We start from the raw sequence: 16,115 nt of genomic DNA on the forward strand, positions 1-16,115 counted from the left end.
ACGACATGAAATTTGCTGTACTTGTCTTCCCAGGCTCCAACTGTGATATTGATTGCTACAAGGCGGTAGAGGACAGTCTCGGCGAACCAGTCGATTATGTGTGGCATACAGCGACGGATTTGTCGGCGTATGATTGCATTTTGGTTCCAGGCGGATTCTCATATGGTGATTACCTGCGCTGTGGCGCGATTTCGAGATTTGCTCCTGTTATGGCGGAAGTTGCTAAAGCAGCAGAGCAAGGGAAATACGTGCTAGGCATTTGCAATGGGTTCCAAATTCTTACTGAGGCTGGTTTGCTGCCAGGTGCGCTTCGCCGCAACATGTCGATGAAGTTCCGCTGTCACGATACAGTGCTTAAGGTTGTTAATAATGAAACCCCATTTACTATTGACTATGCTAAAGATGAAGAAATCATCATCCCAATCGCACACGGTGAAGGCAACTACTACTGTGATGACGAGACTTTGGCAGAGCTGAAAGCTAACAATCAGATTATTTTTACCTATAGCGATAATCCTAATGGCTCCGTAGCCGATATTGCGGGTGTTAGTAACGTACAAGGGAATGTGGTTGGCATGATGCCTCACCCTGAGCGCGCGGCTAATAGTTTACTTGGTTCAGAAGACGGCAAAAGAATGTTTACATCCATACTGAAGACTTGGAGGGATCGTCATGACGCAGCAAGTATCCGTTAAGGAACCGACCGCAGAACAGATTGCGGAGCAGAAAATTTACAGCCAGTTCGGTGTGTCGGACAGCGAATATGAGCTGATCAAGTCTTTTATGGGACGTTTGCCGAACTACACTGAAATCGGCGTATTCAGCGTAATGTGGTCCGAGCACTGTGCCTATAAGAACTCCAAACCCCTCCTGAAACGTTTCCCAATTTCCGGACCACGTGTCCTGATGGGACCTGGCGAGGGCGCAGGGATTGTAGATATCGGTGACAACCAAGCGGTTGTTTTCAAAATCGAAAGTCATAACCACCCTTCAGCGGTAGAACCTTTCCAAGGTGCGGCAACGGGTGTGGGCGGGATCATTCGTGATATTTTCTCCATGGGCTCCAGACCTATCGCAATCCTCAATTCACTACGTTTCGGGAAGCTGGAAAGTGATCGAGTGAAGTATTTGTTCGAACATGTAGTGTCTGGTATTGCTGGTTATGGTAACTGTATCGGGATTCCAACGGTTGGCGGCGAAATCATGTTTGATGATAGCTATGACGGCAATCCGCTAGTTAACGCAATGTGTGTGGGTCTGATCGATCATGACAAAATCCAACGTGGTGTAGCTAAGGGTGTAGGCAACCCTGTCTTCTATGTAGGCCCTCCTACAGGACGTGATGGAATTCATGGTGCTACTTTTGCATCGGTAGAGCTTAGTGAGGAATCAGAAGCTAAACGTACCGCTGTACAGGTCGGCGATCCATTTATGGAAAAGCTCGTAATGGAATCTTGTCTAGAACTGATCGACAGCGGCATCGTTATCGGGATTCAGGATATGGGTGCAGCTGGCCTTACATGCTCTAGTGCGGAGATGGCAAGTAAAGCAGGCAATGGTCTGGAGCTGTATCTTGATCAGGTGCCACAACGTGAAGAGGGCATGACGCCTTACGAAATGATGCTTTCAGAATCACAAGAACGGATGTTGTTCGTCGTTGAGCCGAAGGATGAGGCCCAGGCACAAGAGATTTTTGACCGCTGGGGTGTTATCTGCTGTAAAGTCGGTAAAGTTACGGATGATGGCCGCTTGAAATTGTATCATCACGGCGAGGTTGTTGGTGACATGCCAGTAACGGCGCTCGTGGATGAGTGCCCAGTATATAACAAACCTTCTGAGGTTCCTGCTTATTATATTGCGAATGAAAAGGTAGATACCCTTCGTTACGAGGAAGTTACGGATCTGGGCGGTGCATTGCGTACAGTACTTGGATCACCAACCGTAGCAAGTAAAGCATGGGTATACAATCAATACGATTACATGGTGCGGACGAGCACAGCTGTACGTCCTGGATCTGACGCGGCTGTAGTTACCATTCATGGTACTCGTAAAGGACTTGCGATGACTACAGACTGTAATGGCCGTTATGTTCATCTTGATCCTGAAGTGGGTGGACGTATTGCAGTCAGCGAAGCGGCACGTAACATCGTTTGTTCCGGTGCTGAACCGCTGGCTATTACGGATAATCTGAACTTTGGAAATCCTGAGAAGCCTGATGTGTTCTGGCAAATGGAGCGTGCGGTTGATGGTATGGCTGAAGCATGTCGTGTGCTGGATACTCCGGTTATCGGTGGTAATGTCAGTCTTTATAACGAAAATACTACGGGTTCCATCTATCCAACGCCGGTTGTCGGCATGGTTGGTTTAGTAGCGGACACGGATCATATTACGACTCAAGGGTTCAAGCAAGAAGGCGATTCCATTCTTCTGCTGGGAGTGACCAAGGCTGAGCTGGGCGGCAGTGAATTCCAATATGCTGTTCATGGTGTGACCGAAGGTCGTCCTCCGGCTTTGGATTTGGCTACTGAGAAAAAACTGCTGAACGCAGTCCTTACCTCAATTCGTGGCGGTCTGGTGCGTTCCGCACATGACTTGTCCGAAGGTGGACTTGCCGTAGCGCTTGCAGAGAGCTGTATCAGCGGCGGAATCGGAGCGAACGTTGAACTTTCAGCTAACGGTCTTAGATCTGATGTAGCATTGTTTAGCGAAAGCCAATCACGCATTGTGCTGACAGCCGCTCCTGAACGTGCGGAAGAGCTGAAAGCAGCGATTGCAGCCAGCGGTGTTCCCGTGGAAATCATCGGAACTGTAGGTGGAGACAGACTGCGCGTAAATCTGGACGGCGTGTCCGCACTAGATGAAGCTGTAGCAGAATTGAAATTCGTTTGGGAGGATGCTATTCCATGTCTTATGAAATAAAGACCGGGAAAGAGCAGGAGACTCCTATCCTGTGGACTGGTGACTTTTACAATGAAGGAACGGGCTCGGGAGATATTTTTGACACATTAAAAGAAGAATGCGGCGTTTTCGGGGTCTTCGGACACCCGGAAGCGGCGTCCATGTCTTATTACGGCTTACACGCCTTACAACACCGTGGAGAAGAAAGTGCGGGAATCTGCGTAGCAGACGGCCGCGATTTCAACTATCACCGCGGGATGGGGTTAGTAAAAGAAGTATTCGACAAGGACAAAATTGCCTCATTGGTTGGAGACATGTCCATTGGGCATGTACGTTATTCCACTAGTGGAGACAGCCGTTTAACCAATGCGCAGCCGCTGGTATTTAAATATCGTGACGGCGATTTGGCAATTGCTACGAACGGCAACATAGTAAATGAACCGTTGATCCGCAAACAGCTGGAGCAAAGCGGGTCGATCTTTCAAACTACGAGTGATACAGAAGTGCTGGCGCATCTGATTGCCCGTTCGCCAAAGGATTTTGTTGAGGCGGCAAAAGATGCGCTGCAGCAGCTCGTTGGCGGGTTTGCTTTTCTGCTTATGACAAATGATAAGTTAATTGTCGCTTCAGATTCCCATGGCTTGCGTCCGCTAGTGATGGGACGGATTGGTGAAGCGTATATTTTTGCTTCCGAGTCCTGCGCATTAGAGGTCATTGGGGCACAGCTGGTTCGTGATATTGAGCCGGGCGAACTGCTAGTCCTCGACAAAAACGGTCTCTTGGAGGACCGTTTTACCGAACCCAAACGTAAAGCGCTGTGCGCGATGGAGTATATTTACTTCTCACGCCCAGACAGTGATATGAACGGCTCTAACCTGCACTCCGCCCGTAAGCGGATGGGTAGCCGCATGGCACTGGAAGCTTTTGTCGATGCTGATCTCGTAACCGGTGTGCCGGATTCCAGTATTTCAGCAGCTATCGGGTATGCCGAGCAAACGGGAATTCCTTATGAGCTTGGGCTCATTAAGAATAAGTACACTGGACGGACCTTCATCCAGCCGAGCCAAGAACTGCGTGAGCAAGGTGTGAAGATGAAGCTGAGCGCCGTGCGCAGTGTAGTTGATGGCAAACGTGTCGTTATGATCGATGATTCCATCGTTCGTGGCACGACCTCACGCCGAATCGTCAATCTGCTTCGGGAAGCGGGAGCTGTTGAAGTGCATGTGCGGATTACTTCGCCGCCGTTCAAGAATCCTTGCTTCTACGGCATTGATACACCAGACCGCCGCGACCTCATCGCGTCCTACAAGACCATTGAGGAAATGTGCGAAGAGATCAACGCCGATTCCCTGGCATTTTTGTCGCCGGAAGGCTTAATCTCTTCCATTGGTGGACACAACAAAGATGACTACAAAGGCGGACTTTGCCTTTCTTGCTTTGATAATGATTACCCGACGCAGGTGGATTTTGGCGGGGCAGAGAAAGATGGCTGCTCGTGTTGACATCCCCCTAAGTCCCCCTTTCAAAGGGGGATTCCGAAGGGCTCTGCCCTCCGGCACCCGAAAGCTCGGCGGTAGGAGTTAGGTTATAACTTGCTAATTAGACTTGGGTACGAGTGCTCGCTTTGTCCCTGTGTGCTGCGCACGGACGGGACACGCTTTACGGCGCTCCGCCCCCCGGCTGCATCCGCCGCCGGGACTGGCTCGCCAAGCTTCCCTCTGTTTGCTTCGCAAATACGGTACTCGCTTGTTTCGCTTAAGAAGGTGCATGGCGCAGCTCATGCACCGAGGTCTTGAGGTCCGTGTGCAAGGCGCGCACTGCGGCTTGCAGTAGGGACAAAGCGGTGGTTGGAGGGAGTTATGGAGAGGAAGTTTGGAACTGTAGAAGCGTAGCGTTCGCCTTTATGGTTGGATTTCTACCGCGAAGAGCGGTTCGAATCAGGAAATCCAACCATAACAGCGATCGGAAGTCCAAACATTCCTCGCAGTAACTCCCCTACAACCACCCAAAAGCCGAATGCGCCCAAACGCGCTCTAAACTATTAAAAGATGAGGTGTCCAATAGTGTCGGAAGCTTATAAAAACGCCGGAGTGGATATTGCGGCTGGTAATGAAGCGGTAGAACGCATGAAAAAGCACGTAAAACGTACTTACCGTCCAGAAGTAATGACGGATCTTGGTGGGTTCGGAGCGCTGTTTGGCCTCAATAAAGATAAATATGAAGAGCCAGTGCTTGTATCGGGAACCGATGGTGTAGGCACAAAGCTCAAAATCGCGTTCGCGGCGGATCGCCATGACACGATTGGCATCGACGCTGTAGCTATGTGCGTGAACGACATTGTAGTGCAAGGCGCAGAGCCACTCTTTTTCCTCGACTATCTGGCTTGCGACAAAGTGGTGCCGGAGAAAATCGAGGCTATCGTAGCTGGAATCGCTGAAGGCTGTCACCAAGCGGGTTGTGCACTGATTGGCGGCGAAACGGCTGAGATGCCGGGTATGTATTCAGCAGGTGAATATGATATCGCTGGATTCACAGTGGGCGTAGCTGACAAAGCGAAGCTGGTAACAGGCGCTAACATCGCTGCTGGCGACACAGTGATTGGTCTGGCTTCCAGTGGTGTGCACAGCAATGGCTTCTCGCTGGTGCGTAAGCTTTTGCTTGAGCAAGAGGGTTATGGTCTGAATGACGTGCTTCCTGAGCTTGGCGCTCCGCTGGCGGATGTACTCCTTGCACCAACTAAGATTTATGTGAAGCCTTTGCTGGCACTGCTGGAACAGCTTCCGGTAAAAGGTATGGCTCACATTACGGGTGGCGGATTCATCGAGAATATCCCACGCGTATTGCCTGATAATGTAGATGTGGAGATCAATTACGGATCGTGGCCGATTCTGCCAATCTTCGGGTTGATGCAGAACAAAGGTAACGTAAGCAACCGTGATATGTTCACTACTTTTAATATGGGAATTGGTCTTGTTCTCGTAGTTAGCGCTGCTGATGGAGAACGCGCTCTTGAACTGCTTAAAGCTAGCGGAGAAGAGGCGTATATCATTGGTAAAGTAACAGAAGGGGAACGCAAAGTAACCTTTACTGGAGCTGAAGTGTGATGCAATCAAGTCGAATCGCTGTTTTTGCTTCGGGGCAGGGCAGCAATTTTGCAGCACTGATCGAGGCACAGAAAGCAGGTTTGCTTGGAGACGGCAGGATTGAATTGCTTGTCTCGGACAAGCCGGAAGCGCCTGTAGCACAACGTGCGGAGGATGCGGGAATTCCCGCCCTCCTGCTGCGGCCAAAAGACTTCGCCAGCCGTGAACTCTACGAAGCAGAGATTGTAGCAGAGCTTCAGCGGCGGGAAATCGGGCTGGTTGTGCTGGCAGGGTATATGCGCCTCATTACACCAGTGCTTTTAACGCCGTATGCGGGTCGGATTATTAACATTCACCCATCGCTGCTGCCTGCTTTTGCTGGAAAGGATGCGATCGGACAAGCGCTGGATTATGGCGTGAAGCTGACGGGAGTCACTGTGCATTTTGTCGATGGAGGTATGGATACCGGGCCGGTTATTGCTCAGCGTAGCGTAGTTGTGTTGGATAACGACACGGCAGATTCATTGGCGGAACGGATTCATAAGGTTGAGTATGAGTTGTATCCTGAAGTGGTTGGCGCTTTTGCCAGCGGGAAAGTGGAACTGAGTGGAAGAAAGACGATTATCCGCGAAAAGTAAGCCACACTGTAGCCATTCGAAGTTTTGGATCGACATTTGGTGACAGGCGGAGAGATTTCAGGGTATTTCTCGGGAAATATTGCATAAGCGGCATTATGTGTCGTGTAGTAGGTAATAGAGTCAGATTCTTTCTTATAGTAATTTCCCAAGCTTTTAGATGTCATCACATTAAATCGCACGTACAACCCGAAGGAGGACTATTCAAAGTGAGTATCAAAAGAGCGCTAGTTAGCGTATCGGATAAACAAGGTATCGTGGATTTTTGCCGCGAGTTGTCTGCATTAGGCGTAGAGATTATTTCCACAGGTGGAACAAGCACGCTTTTGGCTAAGGAAGGTGTTCCAGTCATCGGTATTTCCGATGTTACAGGATTCCCGGAAATCATGGATGGACGTGTCAAAACCTTGCACCCGGCTGTACACAGCGGATTGCTAGCGGTTCGTGACAATGAGGAACACACGCGTCAAATGAAAGAGCTTGGTCTGGACTACATTGATCTGGTAGTAGTAAATCTGTATCCGTTCGCGGAAACCATTGCTAAACCGGATGTATCGTATGAAGAAGCCATCGAGAATATCGATATCGGCGGACCGACGATGCTGCGTTCTGCGGCGAAGAACCATGCTTTTGTAAGTGTAGTGGTAGATGCTAACGACTATGCTACAGTGCTTGAAGAGGTTCGCGCAGGTGGAGATACAACGCTGGAAACACGCAAACGTCTTGCGGCAAAAGTGTTCCGTCATACGGCGGCTTACGATGCCTTAATTTCCGATTATTTGGCTAATGTTACTGGCGAACCGCTTCCTGAGCGCTACACCGTGACTTATGAGAAAATTCAGGATCTGCGCTATGGCGAGAATCCGCATCAAAAAGCGGCTTTCTATCGCAAGCCTTTGGCTGCGGGGGATACTCTTACAGCAGCTGAGCAATTGCATGGCAAAGAATTATCCTACAACAATATCAACGATGCTAACGCAGCGCTGCAAATCGTGAAAGAATTTGAAGAACCTGCTGTCGTAGCCATTAAACATATGAATCCTTGTGGTGTAGGTGTCGGTGAAAGTGTATACGAAGCTTATCAAAAAGCTTACAACGCAGACCCAACCTCTATCTTTGGCGGAATTGTAGCCGCTAACCGGATTATCGATGCAGACACTGCTAATCTGCTGAAAGAGATTTTCCTCGAAATCGTATTGGCGCCAGGGTTTACGGATGAAGCACTGGAAATCCTTACGAAGAAAAAGAACCTGCGTTTGCTCAAAATCGGCAATCTTAGCACGGCTAGCGCGCGTAAGAGCAGCTTCGTAGTCACCTCTATTGATGGAGGAATGGTTGTACAGGAGAGCGATGTGCATTCTGTGAACCCGGATGATCTGCAAGTTGTTACGGACCGTAAGCCAACCGAAGAAGAATTGAAACAGCTGTTGTTCGGCTGGAAGGTAGTTAAGCATGTGAAATCTAATGCGATTGTATTAGCGGCGGATGATATGACAGTTGGCGTAGGTGCAGGGCAAATGAACCGCGTTGGCGCGGCAAAAATTGCGATTGAACAAGCTGGCGAGAAGTCCAAAGGATCAGTCCTTGCCTCTGACGCCTTCTTCCCAATGGGAGATACACTTGAAATGGCAGCTAAAGCAGGCATTACCGCAGTTATTCAGCCAGGCGGCTCCATTAAAGACGAAGAATCGATCAAGGTCGCGAATGAGTATGGAATTGCTATGGTCTTCACAGGCGTCCGTCATTTCAAACACTAGAACGCTGGGAGGATTTTATTCTAATGGATATTTTAGTGGTTGGCGGCGGCGGCCGGGAGCATGCGATTATTTGGAGCCTGTCCCAAAGCCCCAAGGTTGGTAAAATCTATTGCGCACCCGGCAACGCCGGAATCGCGCAGCTAGCAGAATGTGTGCCTATCGGTGTGTTCGAGTTCGATCGTCTGACGGCTTTTGCAAAAGAGAAGGAAGTTGGCCTTGTCGTAATCGGACCGGATGATCCGTTAGCAGGGGGCATTGTGGATGCTTTTGAAGCACAGGCTATTCCAGTGTTTGGTCCACGTAAGAATGCAGCTGAGATCGAAGGCAGCAAAACCTTTATGAAGGATCTTTTGCACAAATATAATATTCCGACAGCAGCCTATGAAAAATTTGATGGCTATGAAGCTGCACTGGCTTACTTACGCGAGCAACCGCTGCCGATCGTAATCAAGGCAGATGGGCTTGCCGCAGGAAAAGGCGTGACCGTTGCCTATTCACGGGAAGAGGCAGAGCAGGCACTAGCTGATATTATGGTAACCAAAGTGTTTGGTGAGGCTGGTGCTCAGGTTGTCATTGAAGAGTTCCTAGCGGGTCAGGAAATGTCGATTTTGGCTTTTGTTGATGGAGAGACAGTTCGTCCGATGGCTGCCGCTCAGGATCATAAGCCCGCTTACGATGGAGATAAAGGTCCTAATACCGGTGGAATGGGTACCTATTCGCCTCTGCCGCATATCGACGAGGCGATTATCCAAGAAGCGATTGAGACCATCATTAAGCCAACAGCCAAGGCTATGGTAGCTGAAGGCCGTTCTTTCAGCGGCGTTTTGTTCGCAGGGCTGATGATTTCTCCAGAAGGTAAACCAAAGACCATCGAATTTAATGCCCGGTTTGGGGATCCGGAGACACAGGTCGTGCTGCCTAGATTGAAGAGCGACTTGTTAGAAATCTTTTTGGCAGTAACCGAGGGTAGACTTGCGGATATCGACATTGAATGGAGCGACGAAGCAGCGGTGTGCGTGGTTCTCGCTTCTGGAGGATATCCAGGCTCTTATCCTAAGGGAGTGCCGATCGAAGGGCTTGAGGACAGCCAAGGAGGGCTGATCTTCCATGCCGGTACAGCACGGGGGGCAGATGGCAGCTGGGTAACGAACGGCGGACGGGTCTTAGGCGTGGTAGGCCTGGGTGCTACGATTGCCCAAGCTCGTTCAGCAGCCTATGCTAGGGCTGAAGGAATCTCTTTTTCCGGGAAACAGAATCGCAGCGATATCGCTATGAAGGCTCTGGTATAAGGATAAAGCACTGTATCTAGCAATTTTTTGCGCTTTAAGTCCTAAAAAAGGACTGACAAGTGATAGAAGAAGTGCTATAATACTACACGTACGGGGGAAAATGTGCGGATATATACAGATAAGGGCCTTTCCGATCATGGGAAGGCCCTTTTAAATCGGAGTCCTTCAGACTTTGTGCAGTAACCTTATAAAGGATGCCTCGTGCCTGAAAATGTTGATACTTATAGTGCATACTAGCGATACGCTTATGGCGAATGGCTACTCACAGATTTAAGGGGGAATTCGTTTTGAGTAAGATTGGAAGAAATGATATGTGTCCTTGCGGAAGCGGGAAAAAATATAAGAAATGCTGCCTAGGGAAAGAAACTTCTGCAGTGGAATCCATCATGCGATTGGTAACAACGGAAGAATCCGCTGCTACTGTGGCTGTGGCCGAGAAACCAGAAGCGGCAGCAATTCCTGAAGCTAAGCTTACCCTAACTACGCTCAAAAAAAAGGTGTCACGTGATCTGAAATGGGTGCATCCGGCGCATGAACAATTGGCTCTGCATCTTATTGAGACCATGAGAGACAGCTATGACCGGGAGCTAATCTGGGAAGGTCTGGTTCTATGGAATGGTTATTCCCGTCACATCAAGCCTGCAGTGAAGAAAATGGGCTCCTTCTGTGCAGCTATCGAGTTTATCTTGTCTGAGGAATATGGATTCCTTCAAACTCAAGCTGATCTAGCGATCAAACATGAGGTTACTGCACCTACCATCTCCAGAAAAGTTAAAGAGATGCTTAATTATATCGAACAGTATGGCATGGGCGGGGCAGAGGAAGAATTACTTTTGCTCAACGCTTCAGGCACTCCGAAGGATCAGGAACAGGCTTTGCTGCAAAAAGCAATGGAAACTAAAGCATCCAATCGCCGGATCCAGCTAGCAGAAGCGGCATTGGAAGTTTATCCGGACAGTCCGGATGCCTATCTCATTTTGGCAGAGGAAGCTGAGAATGAAGCAGATGCCCGTGCTTATCTGAAAGCAGGGATGGAAGCGGGTGCGCGTGAGCTTGGAGAAGCCTTTTTCACTGAGAACAAAGGACATTTCTGGGGTCTTTACGAGACACGTTCGTACATTCGAATTTGCAAAAGCTACGCTGACTCCTGCTGGTTTAGCGGAAATGCAGAAGAAGCACAAAAGACGCTGGAGCACATTCTAGAATTGAACCCAGAAGATAACACAGGTGCACGTTACCTTCTAACGGCAACGTACCTTTACACTAATAAGCTTAAGAAGACCGAGAAGGTACTGGAGAAGTTCGGCAAGGATGCAGCAGCAACAGTAGCATATGACCGTATGGTTTTAGAATATAAGAAGAACGGGATTACTTCCCAGCTCAAAATGCTATACCGCGTGGCGAAGAATGTGAACAAGCATGTGCCAGATTATCTGTTAGGTATCAAAAGATTGCCGCATAACCTGCCTGATTTTGTAGGCGTGGGTGACGCTAACGAGGCTATCGAATATGTTATTGTACATTCACGTTTGTGGACAAGCTTACCAGACCTGGTGAAGTGGATGCTGAAGCAACAGGACTAGTAGGTTTCATAGCGTAGGGATAGCAAATATTAGTAAGAGACTATAGGGTTCCTTTAGTCTCTTTTTCTTTATCACTGATTAGGATGCTTGAAAAAATGTCCTCGGGAGAGTATGTTACAAGAAGTAGAATAACAGATAGATAGTGAGGCGAGAGGGTTATGAGAGAAGAGGAAGACCGAATCGTAGGAATGGAAGATATTGTGCGGGCTCATCACGTACTGCGTGAAGTCATAATCCGGACACCCCTACAACGTGATGCTGTGCTGTCAGCCAAGTATGATTGTGATGTGTATTTGAAGCGCGAGGATTTGCAGATTGTACGTTCTTTCAAAATCCGCGGAGCTTATAATATGATTCGTAGTTTGTCAGCAGAAGATAGAGCAAAAGGGATTGTCTGTGCGAGTGCGGGCAACCATGCACAAGGCGTAGCCTATTCCTGTAAAGCGCTTGGAATTAAAGGCAAGGTCTATATGCCAAGCACTACGCCTAACCAGAAGGTTAAGCAGGTTCGGCGGTTCGGCGGTGAGTTTGTTGAGGTCATTCTGAAGGGCGATACCTTTGATGACGCTTATGATGAAGCACTGCAAGCTTGTATAGATCATGGGATGACGTTGATCCATCCCTTTGATGAGCCACGAATCATTGCGGGCAACGGCACCATTGCAATGGAAGTGATGGAGAGTCTGGACAACCCTGCAGACTTTATGTTCGTAACCATTGGTGGAGGCGGCCTGGCAGCGGGCATAGCCACCTATGTGAAGACAGTTAGTCCTTCTACCAAGTTGATTGGTGTGGAGCCACTCGGAGCAGCTTCTATGACGGAAGCGATCAAGCTGGGAGAAGTGGTGACTCTAAAGGAAATTAATAAGTTCGTGGACGGAGCGGCTGTAAAACGTGTTGGCGGATTGACGTACGATATTTGTTCCCGTCATCTGGATGACATCGTGATGGTGCCTGAAGGTAAAGCTTGTACCACGATTCTGGAACTATATAACGAGAATGCCATAGTGGTTGAGCCAGCAGGTTCGCTGCCTATCGCAGCGCTTGATCAATATCGTGATCAAATCCGCGGCAAAACAGTTGTCTGTATCATAAGCGGCGGCAACAACGATATTGACCGGATGCAGGAGATCAAAGAGCGTTCATTGATTTACGAAGGCTTAAAACACTATTTCATGGTGAACTTCCCGCAACGTGCAGGTGCGCTGCGTGAGTTCTTGGGCGAAATCCTTGGACCTCACGATGATATTACCCGTTTCGAGTATATCAAGAAGCATGATAAAGAAAATGGTCCCGCGCTTGTGGGCATTGAATTATTGTCAACGGATGCCTACGAACCTCTCATCGAACGGATGCAGCAGAAGGGCGTCGATTATGTAGAGATCAATAAGGATTCTAATCTCTTTAACATCCTTATTTAAGGCTCGCATCCACTTCATAATCACGTTAATGAACATAAACAAGCCCGTCCCTATTCATTTCAGGGACGGGCTTTTGTGATTTCTTTATTAGAGAGGTAACGAAGTCTTACGATATTGCTCGACCTCATCGGTCAATTTATAGCTATTGTCTTTCATTAATTTCATGAAGCTATCCAGCTTTTGTAGAAATGGGCTGTTATCATTATTTTTGGTCAGAATACTGGAGTAAGCCTTTTGCGCCTCCAAATCCATTTCCAGATTGTCATAATGGAAGAGAGGAGTGTTATTCTGGCCGTAAAACGTATTATTCACATACATAGTATACAAGGCTTTTACAGCAGAAATTCGGTTTGATTTCGGATGATTTTGAATGAATTGCTCTTGAGATAAAGCTCTGGCTGCTACCTCAGTCCAGGCGATAACTAGCCCATTGTCCTTGGAAGAGGGCAGGTCCGATTCGGTGGCCATAATGGTAATATAAGCGCTGATATCATTGGTGACGTATAGCTTGTACTTGCGGTAAGCCCCATAATCGATCACCGGGAAAAAAGTACCCTCTGCTGTCTCCAGCTTATATCCGCTTTCGCTGGCACTTTTCAGCAGTGTACGCAGCTGGAGATCATCGGTAATAGCGGCAAGAGAAGACATGCTGGCGCCTGCTTTATAAATGGCGGTGAGCTTCCGCTGGACAGTGCTGGTACTGAATTTACTCTCCCAGGCTTGCAGCGCAGCTTTATGCAGATTCTCAAGCTTCAGCGTCATCATTGTTGCACGATACGAACCTACCGCATACATATTGGAGTTCAAATATTTTATGGCTTCGGGTAACTTGTCAGAGGTAGATAACAGCGGTAACGCAGCTTTATAGACAGCCTCTGCATGATTATTGCTAGCTGCTTGGGTTATTGCCTTAGCGCCTTCCCCAGGAGGGCTGGTAGCACCTTCGGCGTGAATAGCACTGGGCACTATGCCTAGCCCTAAGGCTATAGCTAGAACGGAGTAGAGAATATAATGCTTCTTAATCATGGAAGTTTCCCCCTATCTATCGGATGGAATAAAGTTTTCAGCCTAGGTATTTATTTTTTGAAAAATATAAATTTCAGTCCCAACCCCCCAATGATGCACAGAATTAAGCTTACCCACGGGGATATTGTAATGACCGGAAATAACCGATCGAGGAACATGCCGATAAATACAGCAGCTACTGCGATGCCAATATAGATGCCAAGGCTTTTTATATCAAAAGGTTTGGCACTGGGGGCATCGCTTTCCGACAAGGAAGACATCCATTTCATAATGAGTTCAATTAAGATAATGGAGCCTACTCCCACAGCGAGCAGGGTGAAAAGGCTGATCTGTCCGAACATTCCAGGTGAATCGTCAGTCCATTGGAAGAAGAGTCCACCGATTGCCAATATCCCAAAAAGACAGGTCAGAGCTGCGCAGGGAATCATCAAGTAATAGTTCCATTTACTGCGCACCGGGCGCCCGGGAACACTGTCTATGATTTCTTTAAAATAATCGTGCGGATTCTCGCCAAATACCTGCTTGGCATTTTTCCCTTTACGTTGTTCCTTCAACAGCAGCTTGGCCGCATCCAGCAAAAGTTCCTCTCCGCGCAGAGGGTCAATTCGACTGGCTCGCACCGCAAGGATCATATCTTCTAAATAGGAGCGATTGAAGGGCGTCAACTGCTCACGCAGGGTGTTATTTTCCTTAATCATATCTTTCACTTTCATAATTTGGATGTAAACCTCCAGTGTTGTTAATCGGTATAGTCTTTAACCTAGAGTATACGTTTGCATGACAGGTCTACGCAAGGACAACCATTTCTATGGCGATATGCATAATCCTTTTAGAAGAGTGAACACTGATAATGTTGTTGCTTGATCAATATAGCATTGGGAAAGGTTGGGAGCTTTATGGAACATGAGAATAAGAAAGAACAGGGAAGATCCATGGGCAACGGTTTCGAGCCTACGCCCAATAATTCAATGGGGGATTGGGGCGGCTCCGATGGATTCAGCATGTGGGATTCCGCAGAAGATGCTCCCGAGGGCTTGCTTAAGGATTGGGAAGGCAGCCATGAAACCCATGAGATGTTTAACGACAGCTACGATTGATTAACAACCCTGGTCATTCATCTCGAAAAAACAACAGAGCAGCGATCCTCCGATACTGGGATCGCTGCTCTTTGTTTTTTGGTGGGGTTCTGAAACCCCGGAACCCCGGGAACCCCGGAACCCCGGAACCCCGGAACCCCGGGAACCCCGGAACCCCGGAACCCCGGAACCCCGGAACCCCGGGAACCCCGGAACCCCGGAACCCCGGAACCCCGGAACCCCAGAACCCGGGAACCCCGGGAACCCCAGAGCTCCCAGACCCCCGGTTGTCGTAGCATCCACCATCTTTCGGACTCAGATGACGTTATTAGCCAAATTATCGCCTTTTCAGCACAGTTTCGGACCCCAGTGACGCTATTGCTCGAAAAGTAGCTCTTATTTGCTGTTTTACAGGGTGATAGCGACTATGGGGTCCGATAGAATTCAAAAAGTGTGCTAAATCTGCGAATAGGGTCTTCTGAGTCCTATAGAGCCTGCTGAATCCGATGGATTCAGCAGCGGGATTTCCGCGGAAGATCCCCCCGAGGGCCTGCTTAAGAATTGGCAAGGCAGCCATGAAACCCATGAAACCCATGAAACCCATGAGATGTTTAACGACAGCTACGATTGATTAACAACCCTGGTCATTCATCTCGAAAAAACAATAGAGCAGCGATCCTCCGATACTGGGGATCGCTGCTGTGTGTTTTTTGGTGGGGTTCTCAAACCCGAACCCGAACCCAAACCCAAACCCAAACCCAAACCCAAACCCAAACCCAAACCCAAACCCAAACCCAAACCCAAACCCAAACCCAAACCCAAACCCAAACCCAAACCCAAACCCAAACCCAAACCCAAACCCAAACCCAAACCTCAAGCACCCCCAGACCCCCGGTTGTCGTAGCATCCATCTTTCGGACTCAGATGACGTTATTAGCCAAATTATATCGCCTTTTCAGCACAGTTTCGGACCCCAGTGACGCTATTGCTCGAAAAGTAGCTCTTATTTGCTGTTTTACAGGGTGATAGCGACTATGGGGTCCGATAGAATTCAAAAAGTGTGCTAAATCTGCGAATAGGGTCTTCTGAGTCCGCTGAAGCTACTGAGTCCGCTGGAGCAGGTGAATCCGATAGAGCCGGTGAGTCCGAAGGAGCTACTGAGTCCGCTGAAGCTACTGAGTCCGAAGGAACTGCTGAGTCCGATGAAGCTACTGAGTCCGATAGAGCAGCCGAGTCTGCTGGAGCTACTGAATCCGATAGAGCTGCTGAATCCCGGATTGGCGGTTTCAATCCACTCGACGTGGGAGCCCTAGAGTCATGTTCATATCTTACGGGACACCCTGTTTG

At 48.7% G+C, this 16,115-nt stretch carries 13 protein-coding genes; 11 read left to right on the forward strand and 2 right to left on the reverse strand.

Annotated features, from left to right (window positions below; genetic code table 11):
• The first annotated feature begins 5 nt into the window (after positions 1-5).
• The 9 genes from purQ to ilvA all read left to right on the forward strand — a co-directional run bounded on the left by purQ (position 6) and on the right by ilvA (position 12,666).
• Positions 6-695: a phosphoribosylformylglycinamidine synthase subunit PurQ gene (gene purQ, locus MHB37_RS03295; protein ID WP_340394985.1), complete on the forward strand. Its 690-nt coding sequence runs from the start codon at positions 6-8 to the stop codon at positions 693-695.
• Positions 673-2,919, forward strand: a complete 2,247-nt coding sequence (gene purL / locus MHB37_RS03300; protein WP_038568661.1) for a phosphoribosylformylglycinamidine synthase subunit PurL — start codon at positions 673-675, stop codon at positions 2,917-2,919. Before purQ ends, purL begins: the two co-directional genes overlap by 23 nt.
• Entirely contained in the window at positions 2,904-4,400 is a 1,497-nt protein-coding gene (purF, locus tag MHB37_RS03305) for an amidophosphoribosyltransferase (protein ID WP_036680905.1), read from the forward strand. The genes purL and purF overlap by 16 nt, the downstream gene beginning before the upstream one ends.
• Positions 4,401-4,961: 561 nt before the next feature.
• Positions 4,962-6,002: a phosphoribosylformylglycinamidine cyclo-ligase gene (gene purM, locus MHB37_RS03310; RefSeq protein ID WP_076128465.1), complete on the forward strand. Its 1,041-nt coding sequence runs from the start codon at positions 4,962-4,964 to the stop codon at positions 6,000-6,002.
• Positions 6,002-6,619 carry a phosphoribosylglycinamide formyltransferase gene (gene purN, locus MHB37_RS03315; RefSeq protein ID WP_076128467.1) on the forward strand — a complete coding sequence of 206 codons (618 nt, stop codon included), beginning with the start codon at positions 6,002-6,004 and terminating at the stop codon, positions 6,617-6,619. The genes purM and purN overlap by 1 nt, the downstream gene beginning before the upstream one ends.
• 206 nt (positions 6,620-6,825) lie before the next feature.
• Entirely contained in the window at positions 6,826-8,373 is a 1,548-nt protein-coding gene (purH, locus tag MHB37_RS03320; protein ID WP_076279485.1) for a bifunctional phosphoribosylaminoimidazolecarboxamide formyltransferase/IMP cyclohydrolase, read from the forward strand.
• A gap of 23 nt (positions 8,374-8,396) precedes the next feature.
• Positions 8,397-9,662 (forward strand): phosphoribosylamine--glycine ligase, encoded by a 1,266-nt coding sequence (gene purD, locus MHB37_RS03325; protein WP_405168920.1) that lies wholly within the window; start codon positions 8,397-8,399, stop codon positions 9,660-9,662.
• A 287-nt stretch (positions 9,663-9,949) separates the two neighbouring features.
• Positions 9,950-11,245, forward strand: a complete 1,296-nt coding sequence (locus tag MHB37_RS03330; protein ID WP_405168921.1) for an SEC-C metal-binding domain-containing protein — start codon at positions 9,950-9,952, stop codon at positions 11,243-11,245.
• A gap of 158 nt (positions 11,246-11,403) precedes the next feature.
• Positions 11,404-12,666, forward strand: a complete 1,263-nt coding sequence (gene ilvA, locus MHB37_RS03335; RefSeq protein ID WP_076104158.1) for a threonine ammonia-lyase IlvA — start codon at positions 11,404-11,406, stop codon at positions 12,664-12,666.
• Between the two features lie 87 nt (positions 12,667-12,753).
• Here ilvA and MHB37_RS03340 read toward each other — a convergent pair whose 3' ends face one another.
• Positions 12,754-13,692, reverse strand: coding sequence for a hypothetical protein (locus MHB37_RS03340; protein WP_081387998.1), 939 nt, complete (start codon positions 13,690-13,692; stop codon positions 12,754-12,756).
• Between the two features lie 50 nt (positions 13,693-13,742).
• Entirely contained in the window at positions 13,743-14,405 is a 663-nt protein-coding gene (locus MHB37_RS03345; protein WP_076220699.1) for a DUF1129 family protein, read from the reverse strand.
• A gap of 183 nt (positions 14,406-14,588) precedes the next feature.
• Here MHB37_RS03345 and MHB37_RS03350 point away from each other — a divergent pair, with 183 nt between their 5' ends.
• Both MHB37_RS03350 and MHB37_RS03355 read left to right on the forward strand, forming a co-directional pair.
• Positions 14,589-14,789 carry a hypothetical protein gene (locus MHB37_RS03350; RefSeq protein ID WP_036680885.1) on the forward strand — a complete coding sequence of 67 codons (201 nt, stop codon included), beginning with the start codon at positions 14,589-14,591 and terminating at the stop codon, positions 14,787-14,789.
• Positions 14,790-15,889: 1,100 nt separating this feature from the next.
• Positions 15,890-16,081, forward strand: a complete 192-nt coding sequence (locus tag MHB37_RS03355; protein ID WP_405168922.1) for a hypothetical protein — start codon at positions 15,890-15,892, stop codon at positions 16,079-16,081.
• Positions 16,082-16,115 lie beyond the last annotated feature (34 nt).

The sequence above is a fragment of the Paenibacillus sp. FSL H3-0286 genome (assembly GCF_045040705.1).
GTDB lineage: Bacteria > Bacillota > Bacilli > Paenibacillales > Paenibacillaceae > Paenibacillus_AQ > Paenibacillus_AQ odorifer.